Source organism: Pseudomonas sp. 1L-E-NC-VB-C3 (assembly GCF_057291535.1).
In genome coordinates this window covers 220,531-233,368 of sequence record NZ_JBXAWD010000004.1, presented here as the reverse complement: position 1 = coordinate 233,368, position 12,838 = coordinate 220,531, and the positions used below count along the sequence as shown (strand labels likewise).

Sequence of the window (12,838 nt, the reverse complement as noted above, 5' to 3'; positions counted from 1 at the left end):
TTGAATGGCACTGGGATTTACGCCGGCAGTGAATATCTACGGGGCCAACGCGGCCTTGCTCAATCAACGCCTGATCAGTTGGGAGCACATCGATGCCGCCGGTTTCGAGTCCGATCAGCTGACGTTGACTATCGATCTGGAGGGGCTTGAGGGGTTGCCGAATCTGGGCGGCAAGATTGGCATGCAAGTCGGCTATCGAGAAACCGCGATGGTCGATAAAGGCCTTTTCAAAGTGACGCGTCTGACGCCAACACTGTTTCCGTTTCGCCTCACCCTGGTGGCCACTGCGGCGCCATTCAGCAAGGATGATGAAACCGGCTTCAAGCAGCGCCGCACCGCCAGTCATGGGCCAACGACGCTGGGTGGATTATTTCGCAAGCTGGTGGAGCTGCACGGCTTTTCGCCACGGGTCGCGCCGGAGATTTCGTTGATCCGCATCGAGCACATTGACCAGTCCAACGAAACTGATATGGGTTTCGTCACGCGGCTGGCGAAAAAATACAACGTCGTCGCCAAGCCGTATGGCGATGTCTATGTGCTGGCGCGGCCCGGGCAGACCAAGTCGTTGTCGGGGCAGATTCTGCCGGACGTGACGCTGTCGGTTACCCACAACAATCGCCCCGGCGATCACGCCTTCATCAGCGCCACGCTGGAAGAATCTGCCCGCGAGCAGGCCAAGGGCTGCAAGACCTGTTTCTGGGATGCGGCGGCCGGGGTGCTGCGCTGGGTTGAAACCGGTGTTGCGCCGTTCAAGACGCTGCGCCAGAAGCAGCCCAGCGAAGCTGATGCCATCGCAGTAGGCGAGGGCGAAGTGCGCAAGATGCTGCGGCAGAAGTACAAGGTGCAAATCACCTGCCCGGGGGATCCACGGCTCGCGGCCGAAGGGCTGGTATTGCTCGATGAGAGCTGGCCGGACTTCATGCGCGGACGCTGGTCGATCGACAAGGTCACCGCCAGCGGCAGTCGCGAGAACAGCTATCGCTGCCTGATTGATGCGTCGTGCCTGGATCCCAAGGCGGAACAGTAATCCTGAACCGAGTGCATATTCCTGTGGGAGCGAGCCTGCTCGCGAAAGGGACGTCAGCTTCAGCATCGATGTGACTGATCGACCGCTTTCGCGAGCAGGCTCGCTCCCACAGGGACTGCGGCGTTCACTGTAATTTCTCTTACTTCGGAACACCCCCATGAAGATCACCCCGATCCTCACGCAACTGCGTGGGCAATGCCCTGGGCTTGCCAATCACATTTCGGTGGGTGTCGATCTGGCGTTGCTGCAAGGCAACCCCGATCTACCGACACCCTCGGCGCACGTTCTGCTGCTGGCCGATCTGGCCAGTCCTGGCACCACCCAAAACCTCACCACCCAACCGATCCGCGACCGCTTCGAAATCGTTCTGGTGCTTGACGCTACCGACGCTACAAAAGCGCTGGATGGATTGCACGACCTACGCGCCGAACTGTGGCGTGCGCTGGTGGGGTTCAAACCCGATTCCGACTACAGCGCCATCGTCTACGACGGCGGCGAGATGGTCTCGATCAACAGCAGCCGCGCCTTCTATCGGCTGCGTTTTTATGCCGAGTTCCAGCTCGGCCGCAATCTGCCAAGTCAGCCTGCGGAGAGTTGGCACGAGCGCGAACTGGACGCTTTGTCGTCTTTTACCGGGATGACGGTGCGGGTCGATGCGATCGATCCGGCCGACCCCAATCTGCAACGCCCGGGTCCGGATGGCCGGGTGGAAATGACTTTCTCTGGAGACGTAACCCCATGAGCAACCGCATCACCGTAGTGCCGGCCGCTGGCCGTGTCGTCCCTGACCCGGAGGCCGGCGACTTGCTGCCGGCCGCAGGCCGTGAAGTGCTGGACAGCGCCTGGTGGCGCCGGCGTCTGGCCGACGGCGATATCACACTCAAAACCGCAAAAGCGGCTAAACCACAGGGAGCCAAATAATGGCGATCGGATTCAGCAACATCCCGGCGGACATTCGTGTGCCGCTGTTCTATGCCGAAATGGACAACTCGGCCGCCAACAGCGCGACCTCGGCCATGCGCCGTTTGATCGTCGCCCAGGTCAACGACAATATTGCCCCGACTGAAGTCGGCAAACTGGTGCTGGTTTCCAGCGTGGCGCTGGCGAAAAGCATCGGCGGCCAGGGCTCGATGCTCGCTTCGATGTACGAGACCTTCCGCAAGGCTGACCCGATAGGCGAGATCTGGTGCCTGCCGCTGCACAACACCGAAGGCGCCATCGCCAAGGGTGTGTTGACCCTGACCGGTACCGCGACCCAGGCAGGCATGCTCAATCTATATGTCGGCGGCGTGCGCGTGCAGGCCACCGTGGTCAACGGCGCCACCGCCGCTCAAGCGGCCACTGCACTGGCGCAGAAAATCAACGCCACTGCCGACCTGCCGGTCAGCGCGGCGGCTGCCGAAGGCGTGGTCACCCTGACCGCCAAATGGACCGGCGACAGCGGCAACGACATCAGCCTGCAATTCAATCGCCTGGGCAAGAGCAACGGCGAAGAAACTCCGGCCGGTCTGACCAGCGCAATCACCGCCATGACCGGCGGCGCCGGTGTGCCGGATCAGATCGCCGCTGTCGCGGCACTGGGCGATGAGCCGTTCGAATTCATCGCGCTGCCGTGGTCCGATCTGGCCACCCTCAACACCTGGCAAGCGGTGATGGATGACAGCACCGGGCGCTGGTCGTGGGCCAAGCAATTGTTCGGTCACGTCTACAGCGCCAAACGCGGCACGGTCGGTACGCTGGTCGCTGCCGGCCAGGCGCGCAACGATCAGCACATGACCATCCAGGCGCTGGAGCCGGGCGTACCACAACCGTTCTGGGTACAAGCGGCGGCACTGGCTGCGCGCACGGCGGTGTTCATCTCCGCCGATGCCAGCCGTCCGACGCAAAGCGGCAGCCTGCCGGGTGTTGACCCGGCGCCGGCCAGCGAGCGCTTCACCCTGACCGAGCGTCAGTCGCTGCTCAACTACGGCATCGCTACTGCGTACTACGAAGGCGGTTACGTGCGCATCCAGCGCTCGATCACCACCTACCAGAAGAACGCCTACGGCCAGGCCGACAACTCCTATCTGGACAGCGAAACCATGCACCAGTCGGCGTTCATCGTGCGTCGTCTGCAAAGCGTGATCACCAGCAAATACGGCCGCCACAAACTGGCCTCCGACGGCACGCGTTTCGGTGCCGGCCAGCCTATCGTCACCCCGGCGACCATTCGCGGCGAGCTGATCGCGCAGTACGCCAAACTTGAACTGGAAGGCCACGTGGAAAACGCCGAGCTGTTCGCCGAGCACCTGATCGTCGAACGCGACGTGCAGGACCCGAGCCGCGTGAACGTGCTGTTCCCGCCGGATTACATCAACGGCCTGCGCGTGTTCGCACTGCTCAACCAGTTCCGTCTGCAGTACGACGACGCGGCCTGATCCGCGCAGTCGGCGCTAAGCATTCAGCCCACCTCGCGTGGGCTTTTTATTTGAAGGGAGAAACACCATGGGTCAACTGATTGCAGGCACCTGCTACGTCAAGGTCGACGGCGCACAACTGACCATCAATGGCGGCTGCGAAGCCCCGCTGATGGCCGTCAAACGTGAAACCGTCGTGCCCGGTTTCTACAAGGAAACCGACATCGCACCGTCGTTCAAACTGACCGCGCTGCACACCGCCGACTTCCCGCTGAAGAAGCTGATCGAAGGCACCGATATCACCGTCACCTGCGAATTCAGCAACGGCAAAGTCTACGTGCTGGCCGGCGCCTATCTGGTCGAGGAGCCAGTCTCCAAGGGCGACGACGCCACCATCGAACTGAAATTCGAAGGCATCAAGGGGACCTGGCAATGAGCGGCGCCGTGAAGCTTCAGGTAGCGATCGAAGCCCACGGCGAGCCTCTGACCGAACTCACCCTGCGCCGCCCGACGGTGCAGGAAGTGCGAGCGATCAAGGCGCTGCCGTACAAGATCGACAAGAGCGAAGAAGTCAGCCTCGACATGGACGTGGCGGCCAAATACATCGCCGTGTGCGCCGGCATTCCGCCGTCGTCGGTCAACCAGTTGGATCTGGCTGACCTCAATGCGCTGAGCTGGGCTGTTGCGAGTTTTTTCATGAGTGCGGCGTCGGCGCCATCACCGACCTGATCGCCGTCGCCTATGACCAGGCCTGGTTCTGGAAGGTTGACCCCGAACAGATGATGGCCAGGCCACTGGATGTGCTTCGCGAATCGCTGGAGCACGCGCAACGGATCAATGCGATGCAGCAGGTGCAGTGATGGCAGACGAAGAGAAGAAAACCCCGAAACCGGTGCTGATCACCGGCATCGATGAACTCTCGCCCAAACTGGGCGCCCTGCGCATGAAGGTTGAGAGTTTTAAAAATAATCTCGAGCAGACCGGCCTCGGCAAACTGGACATCAGTGGTCTGTTCAACGGCGGCAGCGTGATCACGCCGTTTGTAGACGGCATCAAATCGGCCGCAGCGTTCCAGGGCAAATTGAGCGAAGTCAGCGACACGGCGAAAACCGTCGATCTGCCCGCCGCGCCGACAGCAGCGACGCAGAACATGAACGTGTTCAGTGCGTCGATGCAGAAGGTTTCGGCGGCGGTGGACGCCGCGCTGGTGCCGGCGGTGGGGGCCTTGGTGGTCGGGCTGGAACCGATGCTGACGCAGGTCGGCAGTCTGCTCGCCGACAATCCGAAACTGGTTGAAGGCCTGGCGGCGGGGGCAATTGCCTTCTCCGCTATGCAAACCGCGGTCACCGGTATGACGCAGGTGATGGACGTCATGAGCATGGTGCTCAAGACCAACCCGATCATGCTGATCGCCATGGGCATTGCCGTGGCGGCCGGTTTGATCGTGGCCAACTGGACGCCGATCAGCGCGTTCTTCACAGGGATGTGGGAGGGCGTGAAAAACATCGGGGCGAGTGCGATGGCGACGTTGCGCTCGGTACTCGACTGGCGACCTTTGGCGGCACTGGCGGCGTTGTGGGAACCGGTCACGGGATATTTCTCGGCTATCTGGGACAAGGTCACGGTCGTGACGGCGCCAGTGATCGACTTCTTCAAGTCGGTTTTCTCGTGGTCGCCTGCGGGGATGATCATTGAAAACTGGGGGCCGCTGACCGGCCTGTTCTCGGCGATCTGGGAATTGCTCAAGGCCTTGAGTGTGCCGGTGATGGCATTTCTTAGAAACCTGTTCGATTTCTCGCCGATGCAGATGCTTACCGATGCGTGGGGTGGTGTTGTCGCGTTCTTCGAACCGATGTTCAGCGGCCTGCGAGAAGTCGCGCTACCGGCTAAAGAACTCCTCGTGTCGCTGTTCGACTTCTCGCCAATGCAGATGATCACCAGCGCCTGGGGAGGCATTGTTGCGTATTTCCAGCCGATATTGACGACGCTGCAATCGGCTGTGCAAAGCACCCGGGATACTTTGCGGGCACTGTTCGATTTTTTCCCGATGCAAATGCTCACCAGCGCCTGGGGTGGGATTGTCGGGTTCTTCGAACCGATCTGGATGGCGCTGCAAACGTCTGTGCAGCGGGTCAGAGGCTTTTTCACCAGCCTGTTCGAGTGGTCGCCGCTGGAGCAGATTACTCAGTATTGGCAGCCGATCGGTGAGGTCTTTTTGGCGATCTGGGGCGTCGTGTTGGCGCTTTCCGCGCCGGTCGTGGATTTTCTGCACAGCCTGTTCGAATGGAAACCGCTGGATCAGATCATCGAGAGTTGGGGGCCGATCACCGAGTGGTTCGGCGAGTTGTGGCAAAAGCTGCAAACCGTCATTGCGCCGATCAAGGAGTTTTTCGACGGTGGCTTCGCCGGACTGATCGCCAAGGTCACCGGCAAGGTTGAAACGCTGACCCAAGCGCAACGCGAGACCAATGCCGAAGGCAAGGGTGAGCTCGCACCGGCGTTCTTCGGCGCGAGCGCAGCGACTGCCGGCAACGGCACGCTGCAAAGCGGTTCGTTGCCACACACCTCCAGCGCGCTGATCCAGCAAAGCGCCGCCAACAACCGTACGCAACTTGAAGGCGGCCTGACCGTGCGCTTCGAAAATGCACCGGCAGGCCTGCGTACCGAACAACCGCAAACCAATCAACCGGGCCTGGCCGTGTCTTCACGCATCGGCTATCGCTCGCTGTCGATGGGAGGTTCCCAATGAACTGGCGTGACCGTTTATTGCCGGCATCCTTTCGCGGTGTCGGTTTCTGGATCGACCAGGCGAAAACCCCGGTCGGTCGCAAAGGGCAGTTGCATGAATACCCGCAACGCGACCTGCCGTTTTTCGAGGACCTCGGCCAGCAGGCCAAGACTCACGATCTGACCGCGTTCATCATCGGCCCCGATTGCCTTGAGCAGCGCGACAAGCTGCTCAAGGCGCTGGAGCAGGGCCGTGGCGAACTGGTGCATCCGTGGCTTGGACGCCTGCAGGTCAAGGTCGGCGAATGCGACATGACTCACACCCGCCAGGACGGTGGGCTGGTGACGTTCGCCTTGAAGTTCTATCCCGACCAACCCCTGCCGTTTCCGACCGCCACGGTCAGCACGCAGAAAGTGCTGCTGGCCAAGGCCGACGGGCTGCTGGGTTCGGCGGTGGCGCGTTTCGAACAGGCGATGACTTTGATCAAGGCTGCGCGGATCGGCATCACCAACCTGCGCAACAGCCTTACCGGCGTCTATGACGTGATCAAGGAGCAATTGAAACCTTTGATCGAGCAGTACCGCCAGATCACTGAACTGGTCAAAGCCGTGAAAGAGCTGCCCAAGGAAGTGGCGGCGGAATTCAACGGTTTGCTCGGCGATATCCAGGAACTGAAAGCGTTCGCCAAGGAAGGCTACCGTGGCGTGATCGCCGACGTGTCGCAGCAACTCGAAGCGATTCGCAAGGCTGATGCGCCGAAGATCACCACCGGCAAGGACACCAATGCCGCAGCGCAGGCGATGGCCGATCTGGTGCAGGACACGCTGATCGTCAAAGTGGCGCAGTGGGTCGCATCGATGCCAGTGGCCACCCGAGCGCTGCAACTGCCGTCGACGCCCACCGTTGCTCAGCAGGCCCATCAGCAAGTCACCCGCCCGGAAGTCCCGGCCACGGATGATTTGCAGGCGCTGCAAAAGGATTTGGTGGAGGCGCTGCAAGGGGCGAAAAACAAGGCCGATCCTGATCACTATCAAGCCATCAGTGACGTGCAGGATGCCTTGGTTGCGCACCTCAAGGCCGTGGCATCCTCGGGCGTGCGACTGGTCAGCAAATCCTTTCAGGAAAGCCTTCCAGCACTGGTCATAGCGTACAAACAGTTTGGCGACGCCACGCGAGTCACCGAAGTCGTGCAGCGCAACGGCGTGACCAATCCGTTGTACCTCCCGCAAAGCGATGTGAAAGTCTCCAGGGAGTGAACCATGGACGAGTTGGATAACCACGTCACGCTGACGGTTAACGGCATGGAATACGGCGGCTGGAAAAGCGTCGAAATCACCGCCGATCTCGAGCGTCAGTTCCGCACCTTCAAGCTCGACATTACCTGGCAATGGCCGGGGCAGGCGGTGAGCAAACCGATTAAACCCGGTGACCCCTGTGAAGTGAAAATCGGCAAGGACCTGGTGCTCACCGGTTACGTGTTCAAGGCGCCGATCCGCTATGACGGGCGGCAGATCAGCCTGACCATCGAAGGCAGTTCGAAGACCCAGGATCTGGTCGATTGCGCCGCTCGTAACCTGCCCAGCCAATGGCAGCAACAACCCTTGCTGACTATCGTCCGCGATCTGGCGAGCGAATATGGACTGTGGGTCGTCAATGAAATCAGCGACACCACACGCCTGACCAAACACACCATCGTGCCGGGTGAAACGGCATTCCAGTCGATCGACCGATTGCTGTCGCTGCTGCGGGTGTTTTCCACCGACAACGAGCTGGGCCAGTTGGTGTTGGCCAAACCCGGCAGCGGCGGCCGCGCCAGCGATGCGCTGGAGCTGGGCAAGAATATCTTGTCGGCCAGTGCGCCAATGGATTTCAGCCAGGTGTTCTCCGAGTATCGGGTGATCGGCCAGCAGAAAGGCTCGGATGCGAAAAGCGGCGCGGCGGTCAGCGAAGTCGAGTCGACGGCGGCCGACCTGAGTTTCAAACGGCGGCGCACCACGGTGATCAACGAAGGCACGCAACTGACCTTTGAGTTGGCGCAGCAGCGTGCCCAATGGGAAAGCGCGACTCGCATGGGCCGTGCGCAGACCACCACCTATCAGGTGCAGGGCTGGCGGCAGAGCAATGGCGATTTGTGGCGCCATAACACGCTAGTGAAGGTCAAGGATCCGGTGCTCGATTTCGATGGTGACATGCTGATTTCCAAGGTCACTTATTCGTTGTCGGCGCAAGGTTCGGTGACCACGCTGCAAGTGGCGCCGCCGCATACCTTTGATCCTGATCCGACGCCCCCGAAAAAAACCTGAGCCTGACCCCGAACCCTGTGGGAGCGAGCCTGCTCGCGAAAGCGTCGCCAGCCTCAACATCACAGCGCCTGACCCGCCGCGTTCGCGAGCAGGCTCGCTCCCACACTGATCCCATTCGGGCGACTCTTTTCAAGGACACCCCATGAGCCTACTGACACGCCTGCTGGCGCGCGGCACTGTCGTGCTCGCCAATTCGGCAACCAAGCTGCAATCGCTGCAAATGCGCCTCACCGCCGGTGAAGTCAACGACGACCTCGAACACTTCGAACCCTACGGTTTCACCAGCCATCCGCTGGCTGGCGCTGAAGGGGTCGTCACCTTCATCGGCGGCGACCGTTCCCACGCCATCGCCCTGGTCATCGCCGACCGTCGCTATCGCCTGCAAGCGCTCGCTGCCGGTGAAGTGGCGATCTACACCGACGAGGGCGACAAAATTCATTTCAAGCGCGGGCGGATCATCGACATCGAAACCGCCACGCTGAACATCCGCGCCAGCAGCGCGGTGAACTTCGAAACGCCGGTGATAAACCAGACCGGCAAGATCGTTTCCACCGGTGATCAACTGGCTGGCGGCATCAGCCAGATCAAACACGTGCATGTTGGCGTGCAGGCCGGCAACGGTCAGACCGGCGCGCCGGCAGGAGGCCAGTGATGTTCATCAGCCAGAACCTCCACGCCGCGCTGACCCGCGCCGTGCTCATCAGTCTGTTCACCTGGCGTCGCGCCGCTGATGACGACGCCCTCGATGACGAAGAACGCTTCGGCTGGTGGGGCGACAGTTTTCCCACGGTTGCCGACGATCGCATCGGCTCGCGGCTGTGGCTGCTGCGCCGGGTCAAGCTGACCCGGCAGACGCAAATGGACGCCGAATTTTATGCCCGCGAAGCCCTGCAATGGCTGCTCGACGACGGCCACTGCAGCGCCATCGACATCATCAGCGAACGCCTCGACGCCCAGCGCCTCAACCTGCGCACGATCCTCACGCTGGCCGACGGCGAACGTCTGGACATCAACCCCGATAACAGTTGGCAGGTGATCTATGCCGTTTGAAACCCCTTCGCTGCCGGTGCTGATCAAGCGCACCCAAAGCGACCTGGCCGGCGATTCGCTGCGCCAGTCCGATGCGCAAGTGCTCGCCCGCACCCTCGGCGGCGCCGCTTATGGCTTGTACGGTTATCTCGACTGGATTGCCGAGCAGATCCTGCCCGACAAAGCCGATGAGTCAACCCTGGAACGCATCGCCGCGCTGCGCCTGAATCAGCCGCGCAAAGCCGCGCAGGTGGCTACCGGCAGCGTCAGTTTTACCGCCACTCCCGGCGCCGTGCTCGACGTCGACACTCTGCTGCAAGCGAACGATGGCCGCACCTACAAAGTCACCACGGCGCGCACCACGGTCAATGGCAGCAACAGCACCACGATTGCGGCGCTGGAGGCCGGCAGTCTGGGCAACGCTGATGCGGGTTTGACGCTGACCCAGGTGCAGCCGATTGCCGGGATTGTCGGCAACAGCTTCGTGGTGCTGGCGCCGGGCCTCAGCGGCGGTGTGGCGCGGGAAAGCCTCGAATCGCTGCGCTCGCGGGTCATCCGTTCCTACCGCGTGATTCCCCACGGTGGCGCGGCCAGCGACTACGAAACCTGGGCGCTGGAAGTGCCGGGTGTGACGCGGGCGTGGTGCCGGGGCGGCCTGCTCGGGCCGGGCACGGTGACGGTGTTCATCATGCGTGATGAAGACCCGCAACCGGTGCCGAACGATGAGCAGTTGGCGGAGGTTCAGGAGTACATCGAACCGCTGCGTCCGGTGACCGCGGAAGTGCACGTGCAGCGACCGGTTCAGGTGCCGGTGGTGTATCGCTTCAAGAGCGTCAATCCGGACACTACCGCCGTGCGCGCCGCCGTTGAAGCGCAGTTGCGCGATCTGCACAACCGCGAGGCTGACCTCGGCGTGCCGTTGCTGATCAGCCATATCCGCGAAGCCATCAGCAGCGCCGGCGGCGAATACGATCACACGCTCACTGCTCCGGCCGCTGACGTGCCGGCCGGGCAGAGCGAACTGCTCACCTTCGGAGGCTGCGTATGGGGGGCATAAGAACCGCCGCGCAATACCAGGCGCAGTTGCGCGCCTTGCTGCCCAGTGGCCCGGCATGGGATCCGGAGCGGGTGCCCGAGCTTGAGGAAGTGTTGCAAGGCGTCGCCGTCGAACTGGCCCGTCTGGATGCGCGCGCCGCCGACCTGCTCAACGAAATGGACCCGGCCGGCGTCAGCGAACTGGTGCCGGACTGGGAGCGGGTGATGAACCTGCCCGACCCGTGCCTGGGCGCCACGCCACTGTTCGACGACCGCCGCCTCGCCGTACGCCGCCGCTTGCTCGCGGTCGGCAGCCAGGCTGTCGGCTACTACCTCGACATCGCCAAAAGCCAGGGTTACCCCAACGCCAGCATCACCGAACACGAAGCCCCACGCATGGGCCGCGCCCGGTTTGGTTCGGCGCATTGGGGCACCTGGGAAGCGCAGTTCATGTGGACGCTCAACACCGGCGGCCGCCTGCTGCTCGGCCGCCGTTACGGCGCGAGCTACTGGGGCGAGCGCTTCGGCGTCAACCCGGGCTCGGCGCTGGAATGCCTGATCCACCGCAGCGCGCCGGCGCATACCAAGGTGCACATCAATTATGACTAGGGAGGGATGAGGGATGGATTATCCGAAGAGTGTGCCCAGTGCCGGCTTGGTGAATGGGAAGTTTGTTGATGAGAACCCTATGACGGGGACGCCGGGATCGTTGATTCCGGCGGATTGGGGTAACGGAGTTACCCAGGAAATTCTTAACGTGATCAAGGCGGCGGACCTGACGCCGGACGAGAAGAAATACGATCAGTTGTTGCAGGCGATTCAGAGCGTTTCGGCCAAGGGCTGGAATTTGGATTCGGCGTTGCCGATTGGCGCCTTGCCAACCGCCACCGTCGCTACGGCGGACGGGCGATTGCCAATCACACCGACCGCGTTTGCTACCAGTGGCGGGCGGTTATCTATTCTGCCCGGCGTACTGATCAGCCTGGGCCAAGAAGTGCTGGCAGGTCAGTTGGGTCGTCCGCGCACGTTTACGACACAAGCCTGGAGCAGTGCCGATCTTTTGCCCAACTCTGGTTACTTTCTGCGTGCGCAAGTGGTTGCGGGCCTGCTGACCTTCTACATGCAGCGCGGCACGATTTATGACGCTACACCGGAGGGTTTGAAGGGCACGATCAATGGAACGGCGGGAGGCGGTTTCCAGTCGACGACGCTGGATCTTTGTCTGGCATGGGTGGTGACGGCTGGTCCCGGCTCGGTACCAATTGTCCGGCCGATTTATAACCGCAGTCGCTTGTCGTGGACGCAAACAATCAGCGGTAATGGCGTGGTGTACCTGCCACTTGACCCGCATGCTCGTGCCGCTCGTCTGGTGGTGGGCAACGCGACGCCGCATCCGACACAAGTCACAGCTGTGAATTTCGCTACACCCGGATGGCTGGGCGCCAACTACTGTTTTCTCAACCCGAAGGTTGCCACGTCGAGCAACTGGGACGGCTGGGCCAATGCGGGTGAGACGGTGCGGGTTATTACCAACAACGAGGTGAATGACACAACCGTTTCGACATTGACCGCCAGCTTCGACCACAGCATTTTGCGTTCCCTGTGGCAGACCTATCAAGCCGAACACGCCTTCGGTGCTGATAACGGAACAAGTGACGAATTGCTGTTGAGCATGGGTATCAAAAATATCCTTCCAAGCGACTACTCCAACGGTATTGCGATCAACTTTACAGCAGCGGTGAATATCAATCTTTCCTGGGAGTTGATCCGATGATCATCATTCAAGAAATGCATCAGTTCGAGGACGGTTTGCGTGCTGCACAGCCTTCTCCTGCCCATGAGTGGGTCGCTGAAGCATGGCAGCTCAATACGGGCAGGGTCGCCGAACTGGAACTGCTGGAAGCCGAACGCCTCTGCGGCATGATCGACGCCGCTGCTGATAACGTCCGCTCGGTGCTGGCCGGCGACCCGCTCAAAGCCATGGAATACGCCCAGGCCGCCGCCGACGCGCATGCTTATCAGGACGCCGGTTACCCAAAAAAAGAAGTGCCGCTGTCGGTCGCCGCGTGGGTTGTCAAAGGCCGCAGCGCCAAACAGGCCGCCGAGCAGATTCTGAGTAAGGCGGAGCAGTTGACTGACCATTTGCTCACTCTGCGCACTTTGCGCCTGAAGGCCAAGGCGCAGATTCGCGCACAGGCGGGCAAGGGCAAGGTCGATTTGGCGCGTGGCGCCGCAGACGATGCGTTGATCGGGATTCGTGCCCTGATCAACGGTATATCCAGCTAGGCAACAAGGTCCACTTCTACGTCACCGACGCCAC

The 12,838-nt window shown here is 61.5% G+C and carries 14 protein-coding genes and 1 pseudogene; all 15 read left to right on the top strand.

Annotated features, from left to right (window positions below; translation table 11 throughout):
- The first annotated feature begins 4 nt into the window (after positions 1–4).
- The 15 genes and pseudogenes from AC0Z5Z_RS08905 to AC0Z5Z_RS08835 all read left to right on the top strand — a co-directional run bounded on the left by AC0Z5Z_RS08905 (position 5) and on the right by AC0Z5Z_RS08835 (position 12,804).
- Entirely contained in the window at positions 5–1,027 is a 1,023-nt protein-coding gene (locus AC0Z5Z_RS08905; RefSeq protein WP_095180505.1) for a phage tail protein, read from the top strand.
- Positions 1,028–1,184: 157 nt separating this feature from the next.
- Positions 1,185–1,769 (top strand): phage tail terminator protein, encoded by a 585-nt coding sequence (locus AC0Z5Z_RS08900; protein ID WP_150636346.1) that lies wholly within the window; start codon positions 1,185–1,187, stop codon positions 1,767–1,769.
- Entirely contained in the window at positions 1,766–1,948 is a 183-nt protein-coding gene (locus tag AC0Z5Z_RS08895) for a DUF2635 domain-containing protein (protein WP_024011856.1), read from the top strand. The genes AC0Z5Z_RS08900 and AC0Z5Z_RS08895 overlap by 4 nt, the downstream gene beginning before the upstream one ends.
- Entirely contained in the window at positions 1,948–3,444 is a 1,497-nt protein-coding gene (locus AC0Z5Z_RS08890; RefSeq protein ID WP_071174557.1) for a phage tail sheath subtilisin-like domain-containing protein, read from the top strand. The genes AC0Z5Z_RS08895 and AC0Z5Z_RS08890 overlap by 1 nt, the downstream gene beginning before the upstream one ends.
- Before the next feature lie 67 nt (positions 3,445–3,511).
- Positions 3,512–3,859, top strand: coding sequence for a phage tail tube protein (locus AC0Z5Z_RS08885; RefSeq protein ID WP_460094159.1), 348 nt, complete (start codon positions 3,512–3,514; stop codon positions 3,857–3,859).
- Positions 3,856–4,152: a phage tail assembly protein gene (locus tag AC0Z5Z_RS08880; RefSeq protein ID WP_150743329.1), complete on the top strand. Its 297-nt coding sequence runs from the start codon at positions 3,856–3,858 to the stop codon at positions 4,150–4,152. The genes AC0Z5Z_RS08885 and AC0Z5Z_RS08880 overlap by 4 nt, the downstream gene beginning before the upstream one ends.
- A 130-nt stretch (positions 4,153–4,282) precedes the next feature.
- Positions 4,283–6,182 (top strand): annotated as a pseudogene (locus AC0Z5Z_RS08875) (phage tail protein).
- Complete coding sequence (locus AC0Z5Z_RS08870; RefSeq protein ID WP_095180509.1) at positions 6,169–7,407, top strand: DNA circularization protein; 1,239 nt, start codon at positions 6,169–6,171, stop codon at positions 7,405–7,407. Before AC0Z5Z_RS08875 ends, AC0Z5Z_RS08870 begins: the two are co-directional and overlap by 14 nt.
- A 3-nt stretch (positions 7,408–7,410) precedes the next feature.
- Positions 7,411–8,454 carry a phage baseplate assembly protein gene (locus tag AC0Z5Z_RS08865; RefSeq protein WP_056783274.1) on the top strand — a complete coding sequence of 348 codons (1,044 nt, stop codon included), beginning with the start codon at positions 7,411–7,413 and terminating at the stop codon, positions 8,452–8,454.
- Positions 8,455–8,596: 142 nt separating this feature from the next.
- Positions 8,597–9,106, top strand: coding sequence for a phage baseplate assembly protein V (locus tag AC0Z5Z_RS08860; RefSeq protein ID WP_460060061.1), 510 nt, complete (start codon positions 8,597–8,599; stop codon positions 9,104–9,106).
- Positions 9,106–9,504 (top strand): phage GP46 family protein, encoded by a 399-nt coding sequence (locus AC0Z5Z_RS08855; RefSeq protein WP_041478092.1) that lies wholly within the window; start codon positions 9,106–9,108, stop codon positions 9,502–9,504. Before AC0Z5Z_RS08860 ends, AC0Z5Z_RS08855 begins: the two co-directional genes overlap by 1 nt.
- Positions 9,494–10,540: a baseplate J/gp47 family protein gene (locus AC0Z5Z_RS08850; RefSeq protein ID WP_056783281.1), complete on the top strand. Its 1,047-nt coding sequence runs from the start codon at positions 9,494–9,496 to the stop codon at positions 10,538–10,540. The genes AC0Z5Z_RS08855 and AC0Z5Z_RS08850 overlap by 11 nt, the downstream gene beginning before the upstream one ends.
- Positions 10,528–11,127: a YmfQ family protein gene (locus tag AC0Z5Z_RS08845; protein WP_041478090.1), complete on the top strand. Its 600-nt coding sequence runs from the start codon at positions 10,528–10,530 to the stop codon at positions 11,125–11,127. Before AC0Z5Z_RS08850 ends, AC0Z5Z_RS08845 begins: the two co-directional genes overlap by 13 nt.
- Positions 11,128–11,140: 13 nt before the next feature.
- Positions 11,141–12,292, top strand: coding sequence for a phage tail protein (locus AC0Z5Z_RS08840; protein ID WP_315436155.1), 1,152 nt, complete (start codon positions 11,141–11,143; stop codon positions 12,290–12,292).
- Positions 12,289–12,804: a phage tail protein gene (locus AC0Z5Z_RS08835; protein WP_485610965.1), complete on the top strand. Its 516-nt coding sequence runs from the start codon at positions 12,289–12,291 to the stop codon at positions 12,802–12,804. The genes AC0Z5Z_RS08840 and AC0Z5Z_RS08835 overlap by 4 nt, the downstream gene beginning before the upstream one ends.
- The last annotated feature ends 34 nt before the right edge of the window (positions 12,805–12,838 follow it).

What these genes read in the sequence shown, in the direction of transcription:
- AC0Z5Z_RS08905 (WP_095180505.1), top strand. Translation starts at nt 5, where the DNA reads ATGGCACTGGGATTTACGCCGGCAGTGAATATCTACGGGGCCAACGCG.
- AC0Z5Z_RS08900 (WP_150636346.1), top strand. Translation starts at nt 1,185, where the DNA reads ATGAAGATCACCCCGATCCTCACGCAACTGCGTGGGCAATGCCCTGGG.
- AC0Z5Z_RS08895 (WP_024011856.1), top strand. Translation starts at nt 1,766, where the DNA reads ATGAGCAACCGCATCACCGTAGTGCCGGCCGCTGGCCGTGTCGTCCCT.
- AC0Z5Z_RS08890 (WP_071174557.1), top strand. Translation starts at nt 1,948, where the DNA reads ATGGCGATCGGATTCAGCAACATCCCGGCGGACATTCGTGTGCCGCTG.
- AC0Z5Z_RS08885 (WP_460094159.1), top strand. Translation starts at nt 3,512, where the DNA reads ATGGGTCAACTGATTGCAGGCACCTGCTACGTCAAGGTCGACGGCGCA.
- AC0Z5Z_RS08880 (WP_150743329.1), top strand. Translation starts at nt 3,856, where the DNA reads ATGAGCGGCGCCGTGAAGCTTCAGGTAGCGATCGAAGCCCACGGCGAG.
- AC0Z5Z_RS08870 (WP_095180509.1), top strand. Translation starts at nt 6,169, where the DNA reads ATGAACTGGCGTGACCGTTTATTGCCGGCATCCTTTCGCGGTGTCGGT.
- AC0Z5Z_RS08865 (WP_056783274.1), top strand. Translation starts at nt 7,411, where the DNA reads ATGGACGAGTTGGATAACCACGTCACGCTGACGGTTAACGGCATGGAA.
- AC0Z5Z_RS08860 (WP_460060061.1), top strand. Translation starts at nt 8,597, where the DNA reads ATGAGCCTACTGACACGCCTGCTGGCGCGCGGCACTGTCGTGCTCGCC.
- AC0Z5Z_RS08855 (WP_041478092.1), top strand. Translation starts at nt 9,106, where the DNA reads ATGTTCATCAGCCAGAACCTCCACGCCGCGCTGACCCGCGCCGTGCTC.
- AC0Z5Z_RS08850 (WP_056783281.1), top strand. Translation starts at nt 9,494, where the DNA reads ATGCCGTTTGAAACCCCTTCGCTGCCGGTGCTGATCAAGCGCACCCAA.
- AC0Z5Z_RS08845 (WP_041478090.1), top strand. Translation starts at nt 10,528, where the DNA reads ATGGGGGGCATAAGAACCGCCGCGCAATACCAGGCGCAGTTGCGCGCC.
- AC0Z5Z_RS08840 (WP_315436155.1), top strand. Translation starts at nt 11,141, where the DNA reads ATGGATTATCCGAAGAGTGTGCCCAGTGCCGGCTTGGTGAATGGGAAG.
- AC0Z5Z_RS08835 (WP_485610965.1), top strand. Translation starts at nt 12,289, where the DNA reads ATGATCATCATTCAAGAAATGCATCAGTTCGAGGACGGTTTGCGTGCT.